The sequence below is a fragment of the uncultured Streptococcus sp. genome, assembly GCF_905372115.1.
In the GTDB taxonomy this organism is placed as follows: domain Bacteria; phylum Bacillota; class Bacilli; order Lactobacillales; family Streptococcaceae; genus Streptococcus.
The window spans coordinates 1-21,439 of record NZ_CAJPNR010000001.1; the positions used below are offsets into that span (position 1 = coordinate 1).

At 45.4% G+C, this 21,439-nt stretch carries 18 protein-coding genes and 3 pseudogenes; 11 read left to right on the forward strand and 10 right to left on the reverse strand.

Annotated features, from left to right (window positions below):
• Both QZ169_RS00005 and QZ169_RS00010 read left to right on the forward strand, forming a co-directional pair.
• A partial coding sequence (locus tag QZ169_RS00005; protein WP_295503937.1) for a CPBP family intramembrane glutamic endopeptidase occupies positions 1-404 on the forward strand: 404 nt, incomplete at its 5' end.
• A 109-nt stretch (positions 405-513) separates the two neighbouring features.
• Entirely contained in the window at positions 514-1,131 is a 618-nt protein-coding gene (locus tag QZ169_RS00010) for a helix-turn-helix domain-containing protein (protein WP_295503939.1), read from the forward strand.
• Between the two features lie 89 nt (positions 1,132-1,220).
• Here QZ169_RS00010 and QZ169_RS00015 read toward each other — a convergent pair whose 3' ends face one another.
• The 10 genes and pseudogenes from QZ169_RS00015 to pabB form a co-directional block, all read right to left on the reverse strand.
• Entirely contained in the window at positions 1,221-1,943 is a 723-nt protein-coding gene (locus QZ169_RS00015; RefSeq protein ID WP_002910626.1) for a lantibiotic ABC transporter permease, read from the reverse strand.
• Positions 1,936-2,868, reverse strand: coding sequence for an ABC transporter ATP-binding protein (locus QZ169_RS00020; RefSeq protein WP_295503944.1), 933 nt, complete (start codon positions 2,866-2,868; stop codon positions 1,936-1,938). The genes QZ169_RS00015 and QZ169_RS00020 overlap by 8 nt, the downstream gene beginning before the upstream one ends.
• A 145-nt stretch (positions 2,869-3,013) precedes the next feature.
• Positions 3,014-3,709, reverse strand: coding sequence for an ABC transporter permease (locus QZ169_RS00025; protein WP_295503946.1), 696 nt, complete (start codon positions 3,707-3,709; stop codon positions 3,014-3,016).
• A 12-nt stretch (positions 3,710-3,721) separates the two neighbouring features.
• Positions 3,722-4,630, reverse strand: a complete 909-nt coding sequence (locus tag QZ169_RS00030) for an ATP-binding cassette domain-containing protein (RefSeq protein ID WP_125406020.1) — start codon at positions 4,628-4,630, stop codon at positions 3,722-3,724.
• Positions 4,631-4,878: 248 nt separating this feature from the next.
• Positions 4,879-5,547, reverse strand: a pseudogene (locus QZ169_RS00035) (ATP-binding cassette domain-containing protein); the annotation flags it as partial.
• 144 nt (positions 5,548-5,691) lie between these two features.
• Complete coding sequence (locus QZ169_RS00040) at positions 5,692-6,384, reverse strand: ABC transporter permease (protein ID WP_295503951.1); 693 nt, start codon at positions 6,382-6,384, stop codon at positions 5,692-5,694.
• A 37-nt stretch (positions 6,385-6,421) separates the two neighbouring features.
• Positions 6,422-7,180, reverse strand: a complete 759-nt coding sequence (locus tag QZ169_RS00045) for an ABC transporter permease (RefSeq protein ID WP_002915960.1) — start codon at positions 7,178-7,180, stop codon at positions 6,422-6,424.
• 16 nt (positions 7,181-7,196) lie between these two features.
• On the reverse strand, positions 7,197-8,105 hold the full coding sequence (locus QZ169_RS00050; RefSeq protein ID WP_268682019.1) for an ABC transporter ATP-binding protein: 909 nt from the start codon (positions 8,103-8,105) through the stop codon (positions 7,197-7,199).
• Positions 8,106-8,238: 133 nt separating this feature from the next.
• On the reverse strand, positions 8,239-8,853 hold the full coding sequence (locus QZ169_RS00055) for an alpha/beta fold hydrolase (RefSeq protein WP_295503956.1): 615 nt from the start codon (positions 8,851-8,853) through the stop codon (positions 8,239-8,241).
• 1 nt (position 8,854) lies between these two features.
• Positions 8,855-10,585, reverse strand: a complete 1,731-nt coding sequence (gene pabB / locus QZ169_RS00060) for an aminodeoxychorismate synthase component I (RefSeq protein ID WP_295503958.1) — start codon at positions 10,583-10,585, stop codon at positions 8,855-8,857.
• Between the two features lie 132 nt (positions 10,586-10,717).
• On the opposite strand from pabB, the pseudogene QZ169_RS00065 reads away from it, so the two are divergent.
• The 9 genes and pseudogenes from QZ169_RS00065 (at position 10,718) to QZ169_RS00105 (ending at position 21,364) form a co-directional block, all read left to right on the forward strand.
• Positions 10,718-11,090: pseudogene (locus QZ169_RS00065) on the forward strand (insulin activator factor).
• Between the two features lie 88 nt (positions 11,091-11,178).
• On the forward strand, positions 11,179-12,270 hold the full coding sequence (locus QZ169_RS00070; RefSeq protein WP_295503960.1) for an AI-2E family transporter: 1,092 nt from the start codon (positions 11,179-11,181) through the stop codon (positions 12,268-12,270).
• 229 nt (positions 12,271-12,499) lie between these two features.
• Positions 12,500-14,752 carry a 5-methyltetrahydropteroyltriglutamate--homocysteine S-methyltransferase gene (gene metE / locus QZ169_RS00075; protein ID WP_295503963.1) on the forward strand — a complete coding sequence of 751 codons (2,253 nt, stop codon included), beginning with the start codon at positions 12,500-12,502 and terminating at the stop codon, positions 14,750-14,752.
• 137 nt (positions 14,753-14,889) lie between these two features.
• Positions 14,890-15,768: a methylenetetrahydrofolate reductase [NAD(P)H] gene (metF, locus tag QZ169_RS00080; RefSeq protein WP_002896521.1), complete on the forward strand. Its 879-nt coding sequence runs from the start codon at positions 14,890-14,892 to the stop codon at positions 15,766-15,768.
• A gap of 1 nt (position 15,769) precedes the next feature.
• Positions 15,770-16,714 (forward strand): AraC family transcriptional regulator, encoded by a 945-nt coding sequence (locus tag QZ169_RS00085; protein WP_295504220.1) that lies wholly within the window; start codon positions 15,770-15,772, stop codon positions 16,712-16,714.
• A 108-nt stretch (positions 16,715-16,822) separates the two neighbouring features.
• The gene (locus tag QZ169_RS00090) at positions 16,823-19,060 is read left to right on the forward strand and encodes an alpha-galactosidase (protein WP_295503965.1); all 2,238 of its coding nucleotides are present in this window, start codon (positions 16,823-16,825) and stop codon (positions 19,058-19,060) included.
• Between the two features lie 246 nt (positions 19,061-19,306).
• Positions 19,307-20,149 (forward strand): HAD family hydrolase, encoded by an 843-nt coding sequence (locus tag QZ169_RS00095; RefSeq protein WP_295503968.1) that lies wholly within the window; start codon positions 19,307-19,309, stop codon positions 20,147-20,149.
• Between the two features lie 11 nt (positions 20,150-20,160).
• Positions 20,161-20,757 (forward strand): histidine phosphatase family protein, encoded by a 597-nt coding sequence (locus QZ169_RS00100; protein ID WP_295503969.1) that lies wholly within the window; start codon positions 20,161-20,163, stop codon positions 20,755-20,757.
• Positions 20,758-21,364, forward strand: a pseudogene (locus QZ169_RS00105) (histidine phosphatase family protein). It begins immediately after the preceding gene.
• Positions 21,365-21,439: the final 75 nt, after the last annotated feature.

The window sequence follows — 21,439 nt, forward strand, 5'->3', positions numbered from 1 at the left end:
TGCAGCCGGCTTTGGAAAAGAAGTTCTCTATGTTTATCGCCTCCTCGATAACCGGTATTATTTGGGCCATCTGGCATATCCCTCTCTGGTTTTACGATCGCTTTTATGATCGAAGCAAGGATCTGTTCTCCGTTTTTATCATTTTCAGTATCCTTCTATCTTTTTGGCTTGCAGCTCTGTATAAGAAGACCCAGTCTGTCCTTGCTTGTAACATCTTTCATGCACTCTCCAACACTCTCATCCCGACTTTTGTTGGAATAGCTCAAGCTAACAATTTGGATTTTTCTCAAGTTAATCCCTTCTTTTACTTTGGAGGTGTGATTCTCCTGACACTTTATAGTATCTATCTCTGGTATCGGACGGATAGGGAGGAAAAAGCTCTTCCATCTAAAGAAGAAGTCTAGCATTTTATGAAGAGGTGACAATCAGACTTTGCAATCTCTCCACCTTGTGCTATAATAAGTTTCAATGAAAGAAAGTATAAAAAATAAGAAAGATTAGGTAAAACAATCCATGAATCTATCAGACAGAATCCAGTACCTGCGAAAAGCGCGGGGCATTTCTCAGGAGGGGCTAGCCGACCAACTCGGTGTGTCCAGACAGGCCGTTTCCAAGTGGGAGAGTGAACAGAGTATGCCTGATTTAGATAAGATCATTTCCATGAGTGACTATTTTGAGGTGACCACAGACTATCTGCTCAAGGGAATTGAGCCTGTAGTCCAGAAAGAGGAAGAGCAGTCAATCAAGTACAGGAGAATAGCCAGCAATATTTGCTATCAGCTCTCTCTTGGCTTTGTCGGTCTGGGCATCATCCTCTCCATTATCCTAGCTGATTTTCTCAAGATCAGTGTCTTGCTAACGCCGGTGCTGATTGTCCAGGGAGTAGGGCTGTTGGTGTGGGGAACGGGCCGCAATCTATCCGAGGTAAGACCTTCTTTTCAGGTTAAGCTAGCCTTGATTTTATTCTTGTTCTTTGTTCCCCTCGGATTTCTATCTAATGTTCTTTTTCCTCTGGGCAAGATCTTTCCATATCCGACCAGTCTGGCAGCCAGTCTTACCTTTGTCACTTTCTACCTTATCCTAGGAGTCTGCATCAGTCTGTTCTTGAAAAAGCAAGATTGGAAGCAGTGAAAGAAAGCCGATAAAGCGGTTCTAGACCAGAAGGAGTGAAATCCGCTCAAAAAAACTCAGCTAATTTAGTGATTAGCTGAGTTTTTATTTTACAAATCTCTCTTTTTCAGTGTAGCCAGTCCTGCTAAGCTAAAGACCGTGATCAGACTGAGAGCAAAGATAGCTGTTTTGATGATGACACTTGGTATTGAAGCGTCTCCGTAGACGAACTCCATCTTGATAGCCTTGAACCATTCATTATTGGCATCAACCATTTGACTAGGGAGGCCGAGTAAGATGTAGGTCATGATATAGGTGATAAAGACGACACTATAGTTTCGAGTCAAGTAGAGGACAAAGCTGGTAATGCAGTACCAAGCATAGGTACAGATGACCTGCATGACAAAGAGTATTGCGAATTGTCCCCAGAAATTATCTGGCAGGGTTCCCATATTACCACCGGTTCGGACAAATTCGATGACAATACCAAAAATGTAGAGTAGTATGAACTGCATAGGAAGTAAGCTACCGATAGTCAGTGATTTAGAGAAGTAATACTGGGTCCGAGTCTTGCCTGTAGTCAGGTTATTGTGATAAAGTTTGTCATTGAGATCAACACCGAGAAGCAAGCTAGTCATGACATTGCAGGCAATAAAGAGCATGCCGCTGTTGTAGGAGACGACATCTATGGCAAAAAAGATACCGTTGTCGGAACTGACAACTTTGGAAGTGAAAATGCCGAGGAGAATTCCAAAGATGCAGAAAGCCTGCACTCCCCAGAATCCTACGGAGCGGAAGAGACGGTAGTAATCCGCCTTGATACTATTAAACATGAGTGTTTCCTCCTTGTTGGTTGATTAAGTCTGTAAAGTATTTTTCTAAGTCTTTGTGGGCGTAGTAGATTTCCCCGATTGGGATGTCGGCTAGGACTAGTTCCTTGGCAATCTTGCGAATTTCTTGTACTTGGCCGGAAATATGCAGCTCATCTTCCTTGTTGGTTGGTCTGAGCTGGTAGCCTAGCTTGTCTTGCACTAAATGAGCAGCTTGCTTGAGATTATCCGTTTTTAGGATGATATAGTCGCCGCTTTCTCGGTTAAATTCTTCCTTAGACAGCTCCTTGATGAAATGCCCTTGATTGATAAAGCCAAAGCGAGTTGCGACTAGATAAAGCTCGGACAGGATATGGCTGGAAATGATGATGGTGATGCCTAATTCTTGATTGAGGCGCTTGACCATTTCTCTAAATTCCTGAATCCCAACTGGATCTAAACCATTAATGGGCTCGTCCAGGATGAGCAAGTCGGGACGCCCCAAAATGGCAATGGCAATGCCCAACCGCTGTTTCATCCCCAGAGAGAAATTACGGAATTTCTTCTTTCCAGTATCGGTCAGGCCGACATATTGCAGGGTTTCTTTGATGACTTTGTCAGCATTTGGAATGCCCCGATCGGTACAGTAGTAGCGCAGATTTTCATAGGCCGACATGTGGGCATGAGCTACAGGGGTCTCGATAACAGATCCAGTATGGCTGAGGGCTTTTGTCCATTCTTGTTGGTTCTGAGAGCCCAGAACAGACACGGACCCTCCGCTAGGATAGATGACTTGCGTGATGATTTTGATCAGTGTGGTCTTACCAGCACCGTTTTTTCCGATGAGACCGTAGATCTCTCCTTTCTTGATGGAAAGACTGACATCTTTCAGAGCATATTGATCACCGTATTTTTTAGTGAGTCCTTTCACTTCTAAAACATTTTGCATGATGTTTCTCCTTTAGTTACTTTGTTTATACTTTTAGTATACAAACTAAATTTCAAATATTTCTCAAGAAATTCTAAAATATTTCTAAAGAAATTTAAAATTGGAAAGATTAAAATGAGCCAGTCAAGAACCGGCTCATTGTTTACTATAAATCCTTTTTGTGGAAAGTATAAAGACTTGCTGCGGTGAAGACTGTTCCTAAAACCAAGGCGATTAGAACAATTCTTAAGGTTACACCGTTGCTTTGGAGAGTCTCAAAATCAAAGCTCATGGTGAAATGCTGCAGCCATAGAGATTTGGGATAAAATTGAGCCAGAGCTCCGGTTAAAGATGCGCAGAAAAGGTAACCTCCCAGAGCAGCAATCATAGATTTGCTCAGATAAAGAATAAAGGAAATAACGGCTGTCCAAGCAATAACAGTCAGGCACTGCACAAAGAATAGAAGAATAAACTGAAGCAGGAAGGTAGCGGATAAATCACCAATACCGTTTAGGATGGCAGCTAGGATAAAGTTGATGCTATAAAAGAGAGCTAGCTGCAGGAACGTTACGCAGACCATGACTAGGGCTTTAGAGACGAAGAAACTGGTACGGGAAACGCCGCTGGTTAATGTATTCTTGTAAAGCTGCTTGTTCAGATCTGTCCCGATGACGACCATAGAGAGGATAATGATGATAAATGTATTATTACCGATAGCGTTGGACACAGCTTGTATAAGCTGGACAGCATTTAATTTGCCAAAGACTGCGCTCAAGGTCGTCAGTAGAAAGATGAATTCGGTAATCCAAACAGCCTTGGAACGAAAGAAACGGTAAAAATCTGCTTGAAAAGTATGTAACATGGTTTTTTCTCCTTACTGGACTAAATCTGTAAAGTATTTTTCTAAATCTTTGTGAGCTGCATAGATACCATTGACATGAATGTTGGATAGGACCAACTCCCTGTTGATGTCATTTAGTTCCTGCTCTTGGGCGACAATGTGCAGTTCGTCAGATTTATCAGCGTCCTTGAGCTGATAGTGGAGCTTGCCTTGGATGAGATTGGCAGCCTGATCTCTATCGCTGGTTTTGAGGACGATATAATCTTCGCTGGCTCGGTCAAAATCGTCTTTGGTGAATTCTGCGACAAGGCGTCCTTGGTCAATCACGCCAAACTTGGTGGCTACCAGATAAAGCTCAGACAAGATGTGGCTGGAAATAATAAAAGTAATCCCCAACTCTTGATTGAGTCGCTGAATCATCAGTCGAAATTCCTTGATGCCAAGAGGATCGAGGCCGTTGATGGGCTCGTCTAAAATCATGAGTTCAGGCTTGCTGATAAGTGCAATAGCGATCCCCAAGCGCTGCTTCATTCCTAGCGAAAAGTTGCGGAATTTCTTTTTACCAGTATTGCTCAATCCGACATAGGCCAGGGTTTCCTTGATGAGCTGGTCGGGCTGGGCAATCTGGTGGACCTTGCAGTAGTAGTTGAGGTTTTGATAAGCAGTCATTTGATTGTAAGCGACTGGTGTTTCGATGACAGTTCCTATCTTGCGCAAGGCTTCGTTCCATTCCTTAGAGTTCTGCGAACCAAAGACAGACACGGTTCCGCTGTTGGCATGAATGAGCCGGCTAATGGTCTTGAGAAGAGTGGTTTTGCCAGCTCCGTTCTTGCCAATCAGTCCATAAATATCACCTTTCTGGATTGAAAGACTCACATGGTCAAGGGCATATTGCTGGCCATATTGTTTGGTAACTTGCTTTACTTCTAAAACAGTTTGCATGGTATATTCTCGCTTTCTTAGGTTTGATTTTAGTATACAAGCTAGATTTCAAATATTTCTCAAGAAATTCTAAAATATTTCTAAAGAAATGCAGAACAACCAATCGGCTGACTGGCTGCTGGGGGTGATTATTTTTTATATTAAAAGATGTCGAGTTCTCAAAAGCGACAAAGGTTTCAGCAATGCTTAGTGAAGAATAGTCATTGCTAGACCTGTAGCTAGTTAAGCTGTTCTGGTATAAGTTGAGGGTCGAATTCTTCTTTGCTAAATTCTGTTACAAGCTTGCCTTGTTCCAGAATGCCAAATTTGGTGGCGACCAAGGAAAGTTTAGATAGGATGTGACTGGAAATGATAAGGGGCGTTCCTAGTTCTTGGCTGATTCGTTGGATCATGAGGTGGAATTCCTTGATATCAATAGGTCCCAGATTATTAAAAGGCTCATCCAATATCAGCAGGTCTGGCTTATCAATAAGGGCGATAGCGATGCCTAGCCGCTGCTTCATACCTAGGGAAAATTCACTGAATGTTTTCTTGCCAGTCTTGGTCAGACCGGTGTAAGTTAGGCATTCTTGGATAACCCTATCAGGATTGGCAACCTTTCGATCAATGCAATAATAGAGCAGATTATCAAAGGCCGTCAGATGCTCGTGGGTAATCGGTGTTTCGATGATAGCTCCGCTTTGCTTGAGCGCCTTCTTCCATTCCTTCTGATTGTCAGCAGAGGAAAAGAGGACAGTGGTTCCGTTGCTGGCATGAATGAGCTGGGAAATCATCTTAATCAGGTTAGTTTTTTCACTCCCTTTCTTGCCAATCAGTCCATAAATATCGCCTTTTTGGATAGATAGGCTGACTTGATCAAGGGACTCTTGCTGGCTGGATTGTTTCGTAATATGTTTAATTTCTAAGATATTTTGCATGGTGATACTCCGTTTCTTTGTGCTTACTTTTAGTTTACAGCCTAGACTTCAAATATTTCTCAAGAAATTCTAAAATATTTCTAAAGAAATGCGGAAGCAATCCAAAAGCAATAAAAAAGCAGCCAAAGGGCTGACTGCTTAAATTTATAAGTCCCTGTGCTGAAAGGCTTGGTAACCACCTAAGATAGAACCAGCTAGGATAAGGAATAAGAATAGTTCAGAATTTATCTGAGGGAAAACGATGACGAGGCTAGACTGAAGCATAATCAGGGCGAAAAAGACGAGATAGCTGACTAGGGTGGAGCGGGTCAGGTAGAGAAGACAGGTAACTACGGAACTGCAGGTCATAATAAAGAGAAAGGAGCGAAAGAAAGACAAGGAAAAGCTCCAGAAAAAGTTCTTTGGCATAGTTCCAAGTCCGTGGAAGAGGCTCCCAAAGATAAAGGCTATAGCAAAGGCTGCCGCCATTTGCAAGATGATAATTGTGATAAGAACAGCTATTTTGGATAGGTAAAATTCTTTCCGAGAAATCCCGCCAGCTAATATATTGTTGTATAGTTTTCTAGTCAGGTCACGACCTAACAGAGAGATGATGAGCACAAGGACAGTAATCATGACAAAGGGCAGGAAGTCTTTAGCAAGCTGCCCGAGAGCTTCAAATCCTGTCCAACCTTGGATGACTATTTCTTCTGGATCAGAAGATGTAGAGATATAAAAATTAAAGTTGCTTTCACCAAGAGAGCTGATGAAAATGAGAAAAAAGAGCAGCCCTTCTATTAGCCAAAAAAGCTTAGAGCGGACAAGCTGGTAGAGCTCCGCCTGGATAGTATGTAACATGAAATCTCCTCTGAATATTTAAGATTGTTCCTGCTTTTTATAAATCTTTCTTTTTGAAAACTATCAGCCCGCCACCCAGAAAGAGCAGGGTGACCGTTACCACTGTCAGGATAGCCTTGATAACAGCCCCGCCATCTGCTGCCATATTTGTGTTAAAACGCAGAGTCAGATAGATCAGCCATTCATTGTCCGGGTAAAAGATGAGGGGAATAGTCAGTAAGGTACCGCCAAGGAAATAGGTCAGAAAGATAGATACGATGGAGTGGCTGGCATAGAGTACAAAAGAAATGATGGCAATCCATGTAACCGTGCTGAGAAATTGAATGAAGAGAGCAGCTCCCAGCTGAGGCAAAAAAGAGCTGGGGGCACTTCCAATTCCGTTGGACAGACTAGCGGTCACAAAGGAGATAGATAAAATCATCAGGAAGTGAAAGGCTGCGATACTAACGCAGACAAAGAATTTAGAAAAATAATAGCTGAGCTTAGAGATGCCATAGCTCAGACAGTTTTTATAAAGTTTCCGAGATAGGTCCACTCCAAGGACCATACCGATACCAATGATGGTGAAAAAGAGCATACTGTCTGTATTGCCTGCAAAATAGTCCAGAGCTTGAAGGCCGGTTAGTTTTCCTAGAGCTTGAGTAGCAGCCTCATTTCTGGAGATATTTGCTCCAAAATGAATATTTGCTTGGAAGAAGGTTGCTGAGAAAATCACACAGACTAATAAAAACTCAGTAATCCAAAAGCCTTTTGAACGCATGAGCCGGTAAAAATCGGCTCTAATGAAATCCATCATGATAAGCCTCCCTTTGTCATTTGACCAAGTCTGTAAAGAAGTTTTCTAGGTTTTGTCGTGCATAGTAAATCTCCTGCACTGGTATATCTGCAGTCGCAAGTTCCTTGACAATCTTGCTAATCTCATGAGAATGGGTGAAGATATGAATCTCGTCAGAAGCATTGACCACCTTGATGCGATGCATGAGCTGGTCGTGAATCAGCCGGCTGGCTTCTTCTAACTGTGACGTTTTAAGCACGATATAGTCTTCGCTCTGTTCTTCAAACTCCGCCTTGGAAATCTCGCGAATCAGCCGTCCCTCCTCGATAATGCCGAACCGGGTCCCCACCAAGTAGAGTTCAGACAGGATATGGCTGGAGATGATAAAGGTCATGCCTAACTCTTCGTTGAGCCGCTGTACCAGCTGGCGGAATTCCTTGATGCCGACTGGATCCAGGCCATTGATAGGTTCGTCCAGTATCATCAGGTCAGGTCTGGTAAGAAGCGCGATAGCTAGACCCAGCCGTTGTTTCATCCCGAGTGAGAAGTCGCGAAATTTCTTCTTGCCGGTATCCGTCAAGTCCACGTATTCCAAGGTTTCACGGATGACCTTGTCCGCATGGGGAATATGGCGGAGCTTGCAGTAGTAGCTGAGATTTTCATAGGCTGTCAGGTGGTTGTGAGCAACCGGTGTTTCGATGACCGATCCGACCCGTTTGAGGCTCTGCGTCCATTCTTGATAGTTCTGAGAGCCAAAGAGGGAGACATTGCCACTGCTTGCTTCCAAGAGCTGGGTAATGACCTTGATCAGAGTGGTCTTACCGGCCCCGTTCTTGCCAATTAAACCGTAAATATCTCCTTTTTTTATCGTCAGACTCACATCGGTCAGAGCGTACTGCCGGCCGAATTTTTTGCTGACTTGCTGTAAAACCAAAACATTTTCCATGATCAATTCTCCTTTTCATGATGTTAGGAGAGAAAACTCCTCTTCCTATTAATTAGTATATCGCCAAACCTTCAAATATTTATAAAGAATTTCTCAAATATTTCTAAAGTTTTTGGTTTGTCTTGTAAAAGGGTCAGAATTCATGTAGGAATTTCTCAATTATTTGAGCAAATGTTTCTGGCGCTTGGCTATTCAGAGAATGGCCGCCCTTTTCTATAATGCGAAGTTGAGAATCTTTTAGCAGCTTGTTAAGTTCATAGGCAGCTTTTAGATTGGGCTTGTCTTTGTTTCCGCAAACCAGCAGGCTGGGGAGCTTGATTTTCTTTACCTTATCAGTAAGATTTACCTTACGCAGTTCGGTCAAAATCCGCAGCATCTGGCCTTTATCCGCCCCTTGCTTGGTGAAGACGCTTTTGGGCATCAGTTTAAAGACGAGAATCTTCAGTCTGTAGAGAAAATTATCTGCTAAATTGTATTGAGTCCCGGATAAAATCAAACCCTTCAGATGAGTAAGAGCTTGGTCAGCTAGGTCCAGTGCCAGCAAGCCACCGAGTGACAAACCGACTAAGATAAAAGGCTGTTCTTCAGCTTGAAGGTGCTGGAGGGTTGCTTGTCGAATGTCTTGGTAACTTTCATTGCCCTTCGGAAAAAGAGCCAGCGACTCCGTTGGGACATCGGCTAGGGCTTCTTGAACTTCTTTCCAAGAACGCTCATCTTGCCCTAGTCCGTGCAGAAAGATAACTTTCATGTCAGAGCTCTCCTTTATCAATCTCCAGCTCGTACAGTCCCCTGACTGCATTGCAGGCGTAGATTTTCTCTGCTTGAGCCAGGTCAGCTAACGTTAAAACTTTCTCAGTAGCCTGACCCTTATCCAGTAGCTGCTGGCGGTAGATACCCTTGAGCAGGCCTAGTTCAGCTGGAGGCGTGTAGAGCTTGCCGTCTAGCTTCAGCAGCAGATTTCCGATAGAAGTTTCCAGCAGCTGGCCTTGGGCATTGTAGTAAATCTGTTCTTGCTGCTCCAAGGTCAGATGTGGCCGATGGCTGGTCTTGAAATAGGTGAAAGGCTGGGCTAGATTGGCTGTTTGCTTGACCAGTTTTGCCTTTCTGAAAGTCGCCGTCAGCGGCAGCAGAGGAGCCGCTTCCAGCTCAATACCGCCGTCTTTTTTAAGAGCTATACGCAGCCTGTAATCCTGCCCTTTATCCAGCTGAGCGCAGGTTTCTTCTAGCTCTTGCTTCAGTTTGTCTTGGTCAAAAGGATAGGCAAAGTAGCCAGCTGCTTCTGTCAGTCTTTGCAGGTGTTTGTCTTGCAAGGTCAGCTTTCCGTCCGTCACTTTTCCTGTAGAAATCAGGTAGAATCGCGGATTTTTCCGATAGAGGACGGCAGATTTTTGCTGGGTTTCGATGTATTCAGATTTCCACGTGCTGTCCCAAGTGATGCCGCCGCCAACGCCATAAATGGCTTTTCTTCCCTCCAGCTGGATGGTGCGGATGGCAACGTTGAAAATCCGTCTCTGGTCTGGCAGGCAGATGCCGACTGTACCGCAGTAGACCCCGCGAGCAACTTTTTCTGTCGCCTTGATGATAGCCATGGTCGAAATCTTAGGTGCACCTGTAATGGATCCGCAAGGAAAGAGCGCCTTGAAAAGCTCTGCTAGCCCAATTCCCTCATGCAGCTGGCTTTTGATAGTAGAGGTCATCTGCCAGACTGTAGAGTATTGCTCGACGCTGCAGAGATGCTCAACCCGCTCGCTGCCTGTCTGAGAAATGCGATTCATGTCATTGCGGAGCAAATCGACAATCATCATATTTTCTGATCGGTTTTTGGCATCCTGGGCCAGCCATGCAGCCTGCTCTCTATCCTGCTCTAAGGTCAGTCCCCGATTGGTAGTTCCTTTCATAGGACGAGTGGTCAGCTCACCTCGGTGCTCCTCGAAAAAGAGCTCAGGACTGATGGACAAGATGGCGGTCTCATCATGCTCCACATAGGCATTGTAGGCAGCATTTTGCTCGACGACCAGCCTATTGTAAATAGCCAAGCTGTCCTCAGGATTGAGCTCCGCGCACAGCTGTACCGTGTAGTTGACCTGATAAGTATCGCCCTGGCGGATATGATGATGAATGGTCTCAATAGCCTTCTGGTACTCTTGCTCAGAAGTCAGCCCCTGCCAAGCCGCTGGCATTTCCACTTCCTCATAGGTCAAGGGAATGGCAGCCTCCTCGGCCTTATCGTGGATGGTAAAGTAGAGGAGGTATTCTTTCTGGAGCGGAGAGGAATGAACTTGGAACTTTTCCTCAAAGGCTGGAGCTGCTTCATAGCTGACATATCCGACAGCGTAGTATCCTTTCACCTGCCAGCCCTCAATCTCTGTTAAAAGCGCCTCTACCTGGTCAAGACGGCGAGTCTTTAGCTCCTTGATGGGATTCGAAAAAATCAGGCGTTGGCCCAACTGCTTAAAATCAATAATCGTTTTCTTGTGCATAAGCTTATTTTATCATAAGATAATTTGAATGAAAACGGATTTATCGGATGTGACAATCATTCTTTTATAAAGGTTGACAGATTAGAAAGTGACTAGGTATACTATGTTTAAAAAAGAAAGAATGAGATTGCTATGAAGTCAAAGAAATTGTTATTGGTAAATGGGATAGCTGGTATCTTGGGGGGGCATTCTAATCCTTTACGCTTCTTCTCAGAGATGGCACTGGGAAATAGTTGCTTTAGTTCCCAAAATGGTCGAAAAGTCTGACTGGGGCGTCCTGATCATACTGATCAGCTTGCTGCTTCTTTGTCTTTCCCTAGCTGGAATGGCTCATTATAGTGAAGAGCCAAGAGTCAATAAGATGAGCCATAAGCTTCTCTTTTTCGCCTTTCTTGCAGGAATCATTCCATTTTTGGGGAACTTGGCTGGCGTTCTAGCTATCATATCGGGGATTTTTTATCTTCAAGATGTACCCAAATTCAAGAGCGATGACAAAGCTGACTGACCTATGTGTCGCTCTGCTTCCTCCTGCTCGAAAGCCCTCGAAAATTATGATAAAATAAGGAAATGACAAAACCTTAAAAGGAAGCCTTATGAAAAAAATAAATGAATCTTATAAACTAATCATCTTTGCGGCGCTTGCTCTGGCTCTGGTTCTCTATATCGGGAATATCTGGTCTGGCCTGCAGAGCCTGACTTCGGTTTTTTCGCCTATTATACTGGGTGGAGTCCTAGCCTTTATCTTTAATGTGCCCATGAAAAAGCTGGAAGATTTCTTGGACAAATGCAGAGTCCCTCAGAAGTTGCAGCGCGGTTTGGCCTTGGTTTTAGAGGTGCTGATTTTAGCTCTCATTATGACAGGGATTGTTTCTATTGTCGTGCCGACTCTGACTACAGCGGTCAATCAGCTGAGCGAAACAATCGGCAAGGTAGCGCCTCAGGTAGCCAAGTGGCTGCAGCAGTCTGGTTTGCTTTCCTCTAGCCAGCTGAAAGATTTGACCAAGCAACTGCAAAACAGTGACATTGTCAACCGAGCCATCTCTCTTCTGGGCAGCCTAACGGGCAATATCTCTGCTATCTTTGGCAATTTCTTTTCTGTCATCATGTCTATTTTTCTCATGTTTGCCTTCTTGAGCAGCAAGGAGCATTTGCAGACAATCACTAGCCGTCTCCTGCAGGTCCTGCTTCCTGAGAAAGCTGTGAAACGCCTATCCTATGTCGGTTCTGTCATTGTTGAGACCTATGATAAGTTCCTGATGGGGCAGATGATTGAGGCCGTCATTGTTGGGATTTTAGTCTTTATCGCCTACTCTCTGACAGGTCTGCCTTATGCGGCCTTGACAGGAGTTTTGGCTGGAGTGCTATCCTTTATTCCCTACATAGGGCCATTCTCAGCTTGTGCTCTGGGAGCTATCTTTATCTTTACCGATAGCCCTTGGAAAGCCCTTCTCTCTATCGCAGTCTTTCAGGGAGTGCAGCTGATTGAGGGCAATGTTATCTATCCGCGCGTGGTTGGCCAATCCGTCGGTCTCCCAACTCTCTTTACTCTAGCCGCCGCCCTGATTGGGGGCAACCTCTTTGGCTTGGTCGGCATGATTTTCTTCACGCCTATCTTTGCAGTTATCTACCGCTTAGTTAGAGAGTTTGTTGTGGAGAAGGAGGAGAAAGAACCAGTTAAAGAATGAAAAGAAACCAATGAGATTTTATTCTCGCTGGTTTTTCTTTTTCCAAGGTCATAACTTCTACCTATAGCAAACAATAATTTCAGTCAATAGTGTTGTTAAAATAGGGCTTTTGGATTGGTTGATGAGGTTGGTTATAGTTTTAGACTATATCAAACTCTGGGAAATTCCAATTATACAGAGGGGGGATTTTCTGATAAGATAAAATCAAGAAAAATTTTGGAGGACGTTTATGTCAACGACTATCATTGGTTTCCCACGTTTGGGCGAATTCCGCGAATTGAAATTTACTACTGAAAAATACTTTAGACATGAAATCTCAGCAGAAGAGCTTCTGGCTGCGGCCAAAGAGCTGCGCGCTAAGCACTGGAATATTGTTAAGGAAAAAGGAATTTCAGAGCTTCCGTCTAATGATTTTTCTCATTATGATAATGTGCTGGATGCGGCCTTTCTCTTTAACGTGGTGCCGTCATCTGTGCAAGGCTTGGAGTTGACTGACTTGGAGCGGTATTTTGCCTTGGCTCGTGGCTATCAGGGCGAAAAAGGAGATGTCCGTGCTCTTCCGATGAAGAAATGGTTCAACACTAACTACCACTATATCGTTCCTAAATTTGAAAAAGAAACCCAAGTCAAGCTGGCTGGGCATAAGATTTTTGATGAATTTGCAGAAGCAAAAGAGTTGGGCTTGGTAACCCGTCCAGTTGTGGTTGGTCCATTCACTCTCCTGCAAGTATCTGACTTTGAAGACGGTGTGGCTCCGGCTGACTTTGTCGATGCCCTGGCTGCAGCTTATCAAGAAGTTTTTGCAAAATTAGCAGAGCTGGGCGCAGAGCGTATCCAGCTGGATGAGCCAAGTCTGGTCAAGGATCTGTCAGCAGAAGAAAAAGCTCTCTTCTTGGACCTTTATAAGAAGCTTTTGGCAGACAAGAAAGGTCTTGAAGTTTTGATTCAAACCTACTTTGGTGATGTTCGTGATATCTATGCAGACCTTGTAGAGTTGCCAGTAGATGCGATTGGTTTGGACTTTGTAGAAGGCAAGAAAACTCTTGACCTTGTAAAAGGTGGCTTCCCAGCTGATAAGACACTTTATGCAGGGATTGTCAATGGTAAAAATATCTGGCGCAACAACTACGAAAAGAGCTTGGCAGTGCTTGAGCAAATCCCAGCTGAAAACATCGTCTTGACAAGCTCATGTTCGCTGCTCCATGTGCCATTTACAACGGCTAATGAAGATTTTGAACCAGCAATCTTGAACCACTTTGCCTTTGCGGTAGAAAAATTGGATGAAATCCGTGACTTGGATGCTATCCGCAATGGTGGTGGTGCAGAAGCACTTGCTGCTAACAAGGCTCTCTTTGCAGCAGAGCGTGTTGGGCAAAATGCAGATCTGGCTGCTCGGATTGCTGGCTTGACGGATGCAGACTACACTCGCCTGCCAGTCTTTGCAGAACGTGAAGAAATCCAGCACAAGACACTCAATCTGCCACCATTGCCAACTACGACAATTGGCTCCTTCCCTCAAACCAAGGAAGTCCGTGCCAAACGCTTGGCTTTCCGCAAGGGCGAGCTGTCAGCAGAAGACTATGACAAGTTCTTGGCTGAGCAAATTGATGATTGGATCAAGTGGCAAGAAGAAGTCGGCTTTGACGTGCTGGTGCATGGCGAGTTCGAGCGTAATGACATGGTTGAGTACTTCGGTCAAAACCTGTCTGGCTACCTCTTCTCTAAGAATGGTTGGGTACAATCATACGGTATGCGTGGGGTGAAACCACCAATCATCTGGGGTGATGTGACTCGTCTCAACCCGATTACTGTTAAATGGTCTAGCTACGCACAAAGCCGTACTGACAAACCTGTTAAGGGTATGTTGACTGGACCTGTAACCATCCTAAACTGGTCTTTCCCACGTGAAGACATTTCTATCAAGGATTCTACTCTTCAAATTGCTCTTGCTATCAAGGATGAAGTTCTTGACCTTGAAGCTGCTGGTGTTAAGATTATCCAAATTGACGAGGCTGCTCTTCGTGAGAAATTACCACTCCGTCGCAGCGACTGGTACGAAGACTACCTTGACTGGGCAATTCCAGCCTTCCGCTTGGTACACTCAACAGTAGCGCCTGATACGCAAATCCACACTCACATGTGTTACTCAGAATTTACCGATATCATCCCTGCTATCGACAACATGGATGCGGACGTGATTTCCTTTGAAGCTAGCCGCTCTAACTTGGAAATCCTAGATGAGCTCAAGGCTAAGAACTTCCAGACAGAAGTAGGGCCTGGAGTTTACGATATCCACTCACCGCGCGTGCCGAATGAAGGAGAAATTGACCATACGATCGAAGCTATCTTGGCTAAGGTGCCAAGCAGCAAGGTCTGGATCAACCCTGACTGTGGTTTGAAAACACGTGGTATCCCAGAAACTAAAGCTAGCTTGGAGCGCTTAGTAGAAGCAGCTAAAGAAGCTAGACAACACCTGAAATAAACCTCCTCGAACCTCAACAGTTGATCTTGATGGAGGAACATACTAAAACTGAAGCAGAGCTGACAATCCTGCAGGAGCTATTCTTCTAGGATTGTCCTCAGCTATCGCTACCATCATTGAAAGGAACTTTTTGTTATATGGTTCGTCGTCATACACCTAGTCTCTCATTTGAAGTATTTCCTCCCAATCCGGCAGTAGGCAATGATAAGATTTTTCAGGCGTTGAGAGAGATGCAAGATCTGGCTCCTCACTTTATCAGTGTGACAGCCAGCAATAATAAGTTTGACATTGAGGAGACGACGGTTCGTTTGACGGAGTTCATCGCCAACGACCTCAAGATTCCGACGATTGCTCACTTACCTGCGGTCTATCTGACCAAGGACATGGTGTCTAATATCTTGCAGTCTTTGGATCGGGTTGGTGTCCATCAGATTTTAGCTTTGCGAGGGGATATTTTTCCAGATGTGGCGCCTAAGGATGATTTTACCTATGCGACTGACTTGATTGAATACATCAAGACAGAAGCACCGCACTTTGACATCATCGGAGCCTGCTATCCGGAGGGCCATCCGGATTCTCCAAATCAGATTTCGGATATTCAAAATCTCAAGAAAAAGGTGGATGCTGGCTGTTCTAGTCTGGTGACTCAGCTTTTCTTTGACAATGAGCGCTTTTATGACTTTCAGGACAAGTGCATTTTAGCGGGTATTGAAGTGCCTATCCATGCTGGGATTATGCCGATTCTCAATCGCAATCAGGCTCTGCGCCTTCTCAAAACATGTGAGAATATCAAGTTGCCAAGAAAATTCCGGGCTATTCTGGATAAGTACGAACATGACCCAGAGTCTCTGAGAGCAGCTGGTCTGGCTTATGCTGTGGATCAAATTGTTGACTTGGTGACCCAGGATGTGGCGGGCATACACCTTTACACTATGAATAATGCTGCAACAGCCTACCATATCTATAAGGCTACCCATGCCCTCTTTAATCATAACCCATCCGTCCAATCTTTCTAAGATGAATGAAGAAACCACTAATCAGATTCAGTTGCTGTTTAGTGGTTTTTGTTTTATAATAAGGATAAAAAAATTATCCAAATCTAAGGAGGAGCTGATGGAGCATTCGCTAACCTTGGTTAAGTCTATGCAGTTTGGCCAAGAAGATTGTTTTTTTGCCTTCTGTGGTTATTCAAAAACGGAAGCCCATCATAGCTTTGGGCCGGCTGTCCGGGATGTTTATGTCATTCATATCGTACTGGAGGGACGGGGGACTTACTCCGTGGGCAATCAGCGCTATGATTTGCAGGAAGGGCAGGGCTTTGTGGTGCCGCCAGGTCAATCGGTCTTTTATCAGGCTGACAGGGAAGAGCCTTGGTCTTATGTCTGGATGGGACTGGGTGGGCGTCTCTTGCCTCGCTATCTGCAGGCTCTGGGCTTACAGTCGAGCCAATGGTCTTTTGAGCTGACTTCTTTGCAGGAATTTAAGGCCTTGGTCTTTGAAAGTTTGGCCTATGAGGGCAGCGGAATAATAGCTGAACTAGCTCTGCAAAGGCAAGTTTATCGCTTTTTAGAACTCTTGTCCCAGCGTCTTAAGCAGACATCCTTAATCACGGAAAGCCGTCGGGTCAATCCTTATGTCCAGCAGGTCTTGGAACTACTGAGCAGTCATCTGCCAGAAAGTTTATCTGTGCAGGAGTTGGCGCAGAAATTGGCGCTGCACCCTTCCTACCTATCTCGGCTTTTCAAGGATGAAGTAGGCAAGGGGATTAAGGAGTACAGCAATGATTTGCGGCTCAATATGGCTGCTGATTTATTGACGAGCAGCCAGCTTTCGGTGGAAGAGATTGCCAATAAGACAGGCTTTGCCGGAACACAGAGCTTTTCAAAAGCTTTCAAGAAGGCGCGTGGCCAGTCACCCTTGAATTTTCGCAAGGCTAGCTCTCATCTGGGGCAGGAGCTGTAAAAAGTCACATTTGGATAAATAAAACTAGAAAGAAAGGCTTACCAAAAGGGGTGGCCTTTTTTATAATGAAAGGAGAAGCATGATTAGAGATAGCGAAAGGAGAAGGTCATGAATAAGGCGAGTATTTTGTTTAAGGAAGAGTGCAGGCAATTTCATCTGACTAATGGTGATGTTTCTTACATCTTTCGGGTTGCGGAGGATGGTAAACTCTTGCAGCTTTACTACGGAGCGGCGGTACCAGAGCGAAATTATTCTTATCTGGTGGAGTTGCAGCATCGGCCCATGACGACCTATAGGAAAGAAGGGGATTTACGCTATTCTTTGGAGCATGTGCGGCAGGAATTTCCAGAATACGGCACGACAGACTTTCGCCATCCCGCTATCTGTCTGCGTCAGGAAAATGGCTCACGTATTACTGATTTTGTCTATGTCAGTCATCAGATGGTAGATGGTAAGCCAGCTTTAGAAGGGCTGCCCGCTACTTATACAGAGGCTCAAACGGAGGCTAAGACTCTTATTCTAAGCCTGCGAGATGAGTTGACAGAAGTAGAAGTTCAGCTGTTTTATACGATTTTTGCTGATTGGCCGGTTATCGCTCGCTCCAGCAAAGTGATTAATCAAGGCGGGGAAACTTGCTATTTGGAATCCCTAGCTAGTCTGTCACTGGATCTGCCAGATGCTGACTATGACTGGCTGCAGCTATCAGGAGCATGGGCTCGGGAACGCTATATCAAGGAGCGCCCGCTTCAGCAGGGGATTCAGTCTATTGAGTCAACCCGCGGCATTTCCAGTCCCCACCACAATCCTTTTGTGGCTCTTAAGCGACCGGAAACGACTGAGTTATCAGGTCCAGTGCTAGGAGCGGCCTTGGTGTACTCGGGCAATTTTCTCATTCAGGCTGAGGTGGATACCTATGATGTGACCCGGTTGCAGCTAGGCATCAATCCTTTTTGCTTTGAGTGGAAGCTAGCTGCGGGCCAGTCCTTTACCAGTCCAGAAGCTCTGTTGGTTTACTCTGAGCAGGGCCTCAACGGCATGAGTCAAGCCTTTCATCAGCTATTTCGTCGACGACTAGCTAGGGATTACTGGCGCGAGCGAGCGCGTCCTGTGCTCATCAATAACTGGGAAGCTACCTATTTTGACTTTAGTGAGAATCAGCTGCTGGATCTTGCTGAAAAGGCTCAGCAAGTAGGAGTGGAGCTCTTTGTGCTAGATGACGGCTGGTTTGGCCAGCGGACTAACGATTGTGCTGGGCTGGGGGATTGGTTTGTCAATCCAGAAAGGCTGCCGCAGGGGCTGGGCTCGCTAGCAGAGCGAATTCACGGTTTAGGCATGAAGTTCGGTCTTTGGTTTGAGCCGGAAATGGTCAATAAGGACAGCCAACTCTACCGAACTCATCCTGACTGGCTGCTGGCAGTGCCAGATAGACAGCCCCACCATGGTCGGAACCAGTTTGTTTTGGACTATTCTCGGCTGGAAGTAGTGGATGAGATTTTTGAGCGTCTGTCGGCGGTTATCGAGGAAGCGCAGCTGGATTATATCAAATGGGATATGAATCGCCCTCTGACGGATGTCTTCTCAGCTGCCTGGCCAGCTGATCAGCAAGGAGAGATTTTTCACCGCTATGTCTTGGGTGTTTATGACTTGTATGAGCGTTTAATCAGTCGCTATCCGAGACTGTTATTTGAGTCCTGTTCTTCAGGTGGGGGCCGCTTTGATCCAGGTATGCTCTACTATGCTCCGCAGGCTTGGACCAGCGATGATTCGGATGCGATTGAGCGCTTGAAAATCCAGTACGGGACTAGTCTTCTCTATCCGCTTTCATCCATGGGAGCCCATGTCTCCATCGTGCCCAATCACCAGACCAATCGTCTGACTCCGTTGAAGACGCGGGGGAATGTCGCCTTTTTCGGTTCCTTTGGCTATGAGCTGGACCTTAATCAGCTAACTCCAGAAGAATTGGCTGAGGTCAGGGAACAGGTATCTTTTTACAAGCGCCATCGAGAGCTGATTCATAATGGAACTTTTTATCGACTGCAGTCGCCATTTAAGGGAGATGGGCAGACAGCTTGGATGGTTGTCAGTCAGGATCAGAATACTGCACTTTTAGGCACTTTCAAGGTCCTCAATCAAGTCAATCGCTCTCATCAGCGTTTGCAACTAAAAGGACTGGCTGTGGATAAGGTCTATCGGCTAGAGGGGCATGCCTATATGGGGGCTGAGCTTATGCGAGTTGGGCTGGTCACCACGGACGCTTCCAGTGGTCAGCTTTTAGATGAGTCTGAGCAAAAGCCGAGCTATGACTTTGATTCCAAACTCTGGCTATTTGAAGCAGAGGATGAGTAGATAAGATGGAGAATAAAAAGAGCAGAAGGAACAAGCTGATTAAAAGCTGTCCTTCTCGCTCTTTTTCTATGAGAAAAAAAGGATAGTACCATTATCTCTGATAATTCTATAGGAAAATGCTTTCGAAAAGGTATATAATAGGATAGAGGGTTCGTAAAATAATATTGGCCAAAAGTGAGGGAATTTGTAAAAATTGAAGAAAGCATTCGGCAAATGCGAGGAAGAAGATGAGGAAGAGGGGGATTTATGACGAGAAAAATCATCTTTCTGGATGTGGACGGTACCATCATCGATTATGATAGTCATATACCGGAGTCTGCTGTACTTGCCATTCGCAAGGCACGAGAAAATGGCCATCTGGTCTATGTCTGTACCGGCCGCAGCAAGGCTGAGATGCCGCCGGAAATTTGGGATATTGGCTTTGATGGCATGATTGGGGGCAACGGCTCCTATGTGGAGCATGAGGGGGAGGTTATTCTGCACCAACTGATTCCGCGAGATATCGCGAAAAGGCTAGTCGACTGGCTTCAGGAGCGGGGGCTAGAGTTTTACCTAGAGAGTAATAACGGTCTCTTTGCAAGCAAAGGCTTCCGTGAGGCAGCACGACCAGTTCTTCGGACCTATGTACTTGGAAAAGGTGTCAATCCAGAAAAAGTAGTAAATATGGAGGCTGAAGAAGCTCTTCATGGCCTGGTTTATGGTGGGGAGCTCTATCGGGACGACCTGAACAAAGTCAGCTTTATTCTCAGAATCTACCAAGACCATCTGGACTCTAAGGCAGCTTTTCCTGAACTTAAGGCAGGTACTTGGGGAGGAAAGGGTGAGCATGCTCTATTTGGCGATTTGGGTGTCAAAGATATTACCAAGGCGCATGCCATTGAGGTTCTGCTGAAGCATCTGGATGCTGACAAGGCGGATACTCTGGCTTTCGGTGATGCCAAGGTTGATATTCCTATGCTGGACTATTGTCAGGTCGGGGTCGCTATGGGAAATGGCGGAGCGGAAATCAAGGCTATGGCCGATCTGGTGACAGACTCGGTCAGCCAAGATGGTCTCTACAAGGCCTTTGAAAAGTTAGAACTCATCTAAAGGAGATATGAATGATGGCAAAAACTCTTTATCTGATGCGGCATGGCCAGACGCTTTTCAACCTATGCCACAAGGTGCAGGGCTGGTGTGATGCTCCTCTGACTGATTTTGGCATCTATCAGGCCAAGGTGGCAGGGCAATATTTTAAGGATTCCGGAATTACTTTTGACGATGCTTATAGCTCTACTCAAGAGCGGGCCTGTGATACCTTGGAATTGGTAACAGACGGGAAGCTTCCCTATAAGCGTGTCAAGGGACTCAAGGAGTGGAACTTCGGCACCTTTGAAGGGGAAAGCGAAGACCTCAATCCACCCCTGCCTTATAAAGATTTCTTTGTGACCTATGGCGGTGAATCCCAGAATCAGGTGCAGGAGCGTATGACAGCGACCGTTCTCAAGCTCATGCAAGAGACAGATGGCCAGTCCGTGCTCATGGTTTCTCATGGTGCAGCTATGGCCAATTTTGCTAGGGCTTGGCAGAAAAACTGGCGTCTGGATAGTCTGGGTCACATGACCAACTGTGGGATTTTGAAATTTACTTTTGAACATGACCAATTCTACCTAGAAGAGGTTATTGGTCACGATTTTAGCAGCTGGAAGGAAAAATAAATGAAAGATTTATACTTGATGCGGCATGGCCAGACCTTTTTCAACCAAGAAGGTTTGGTGCAGGGAGCTTGCGACTCTCCTTTGACTGAACTGGGACAGGATCAAGCCCGGCAGGCAGGAGCTTATTTGCAAGGGCGGGGCATTCGTTTTGGTCAACTTTACTCGTCCACCCAGGAGCGGGCTTCCGATACGCTGGAACTTGTCTCTGGCCGGACCGACTACACTCGCCTTAAGGGCATTAAAGAATGGAACTTTGGTCTTTTTGAGGCCCAGCCCGAACACCTGCAGCCGAAATTTCGGCCGGGAGCTACCTCTTTTGAAGACCTCTTCGTCCCCTATGGTGGAGAAGGTGTGGATCAAGTAGGTGAGCGCGTGCTAGTTACTCTGACTGAGGTAATGGAGCAGGCAGGCGGATGCAGAGCCAGTCTTGGCTGTCAGCCACGGCGGTGCCATGTGGGCCTTCTATCTCAAGATTGCGGCCCAAGCTCTGGATCCCAAGGTGCGCTTTGGTAATTGTGCCATCTGTCATTACCATTATGAGCAGGGATATTTTAAGCTGGCAGAAGTCATTGACCCGCTGATGGGTGATGTGTATGAGTGCGGATAAAGAAAGAGCATATTCTTGGCAGCTCTAGGCAACTGATGTTAGAATTAAAAAAAGGAAAATTATAGTGTTTTCCTT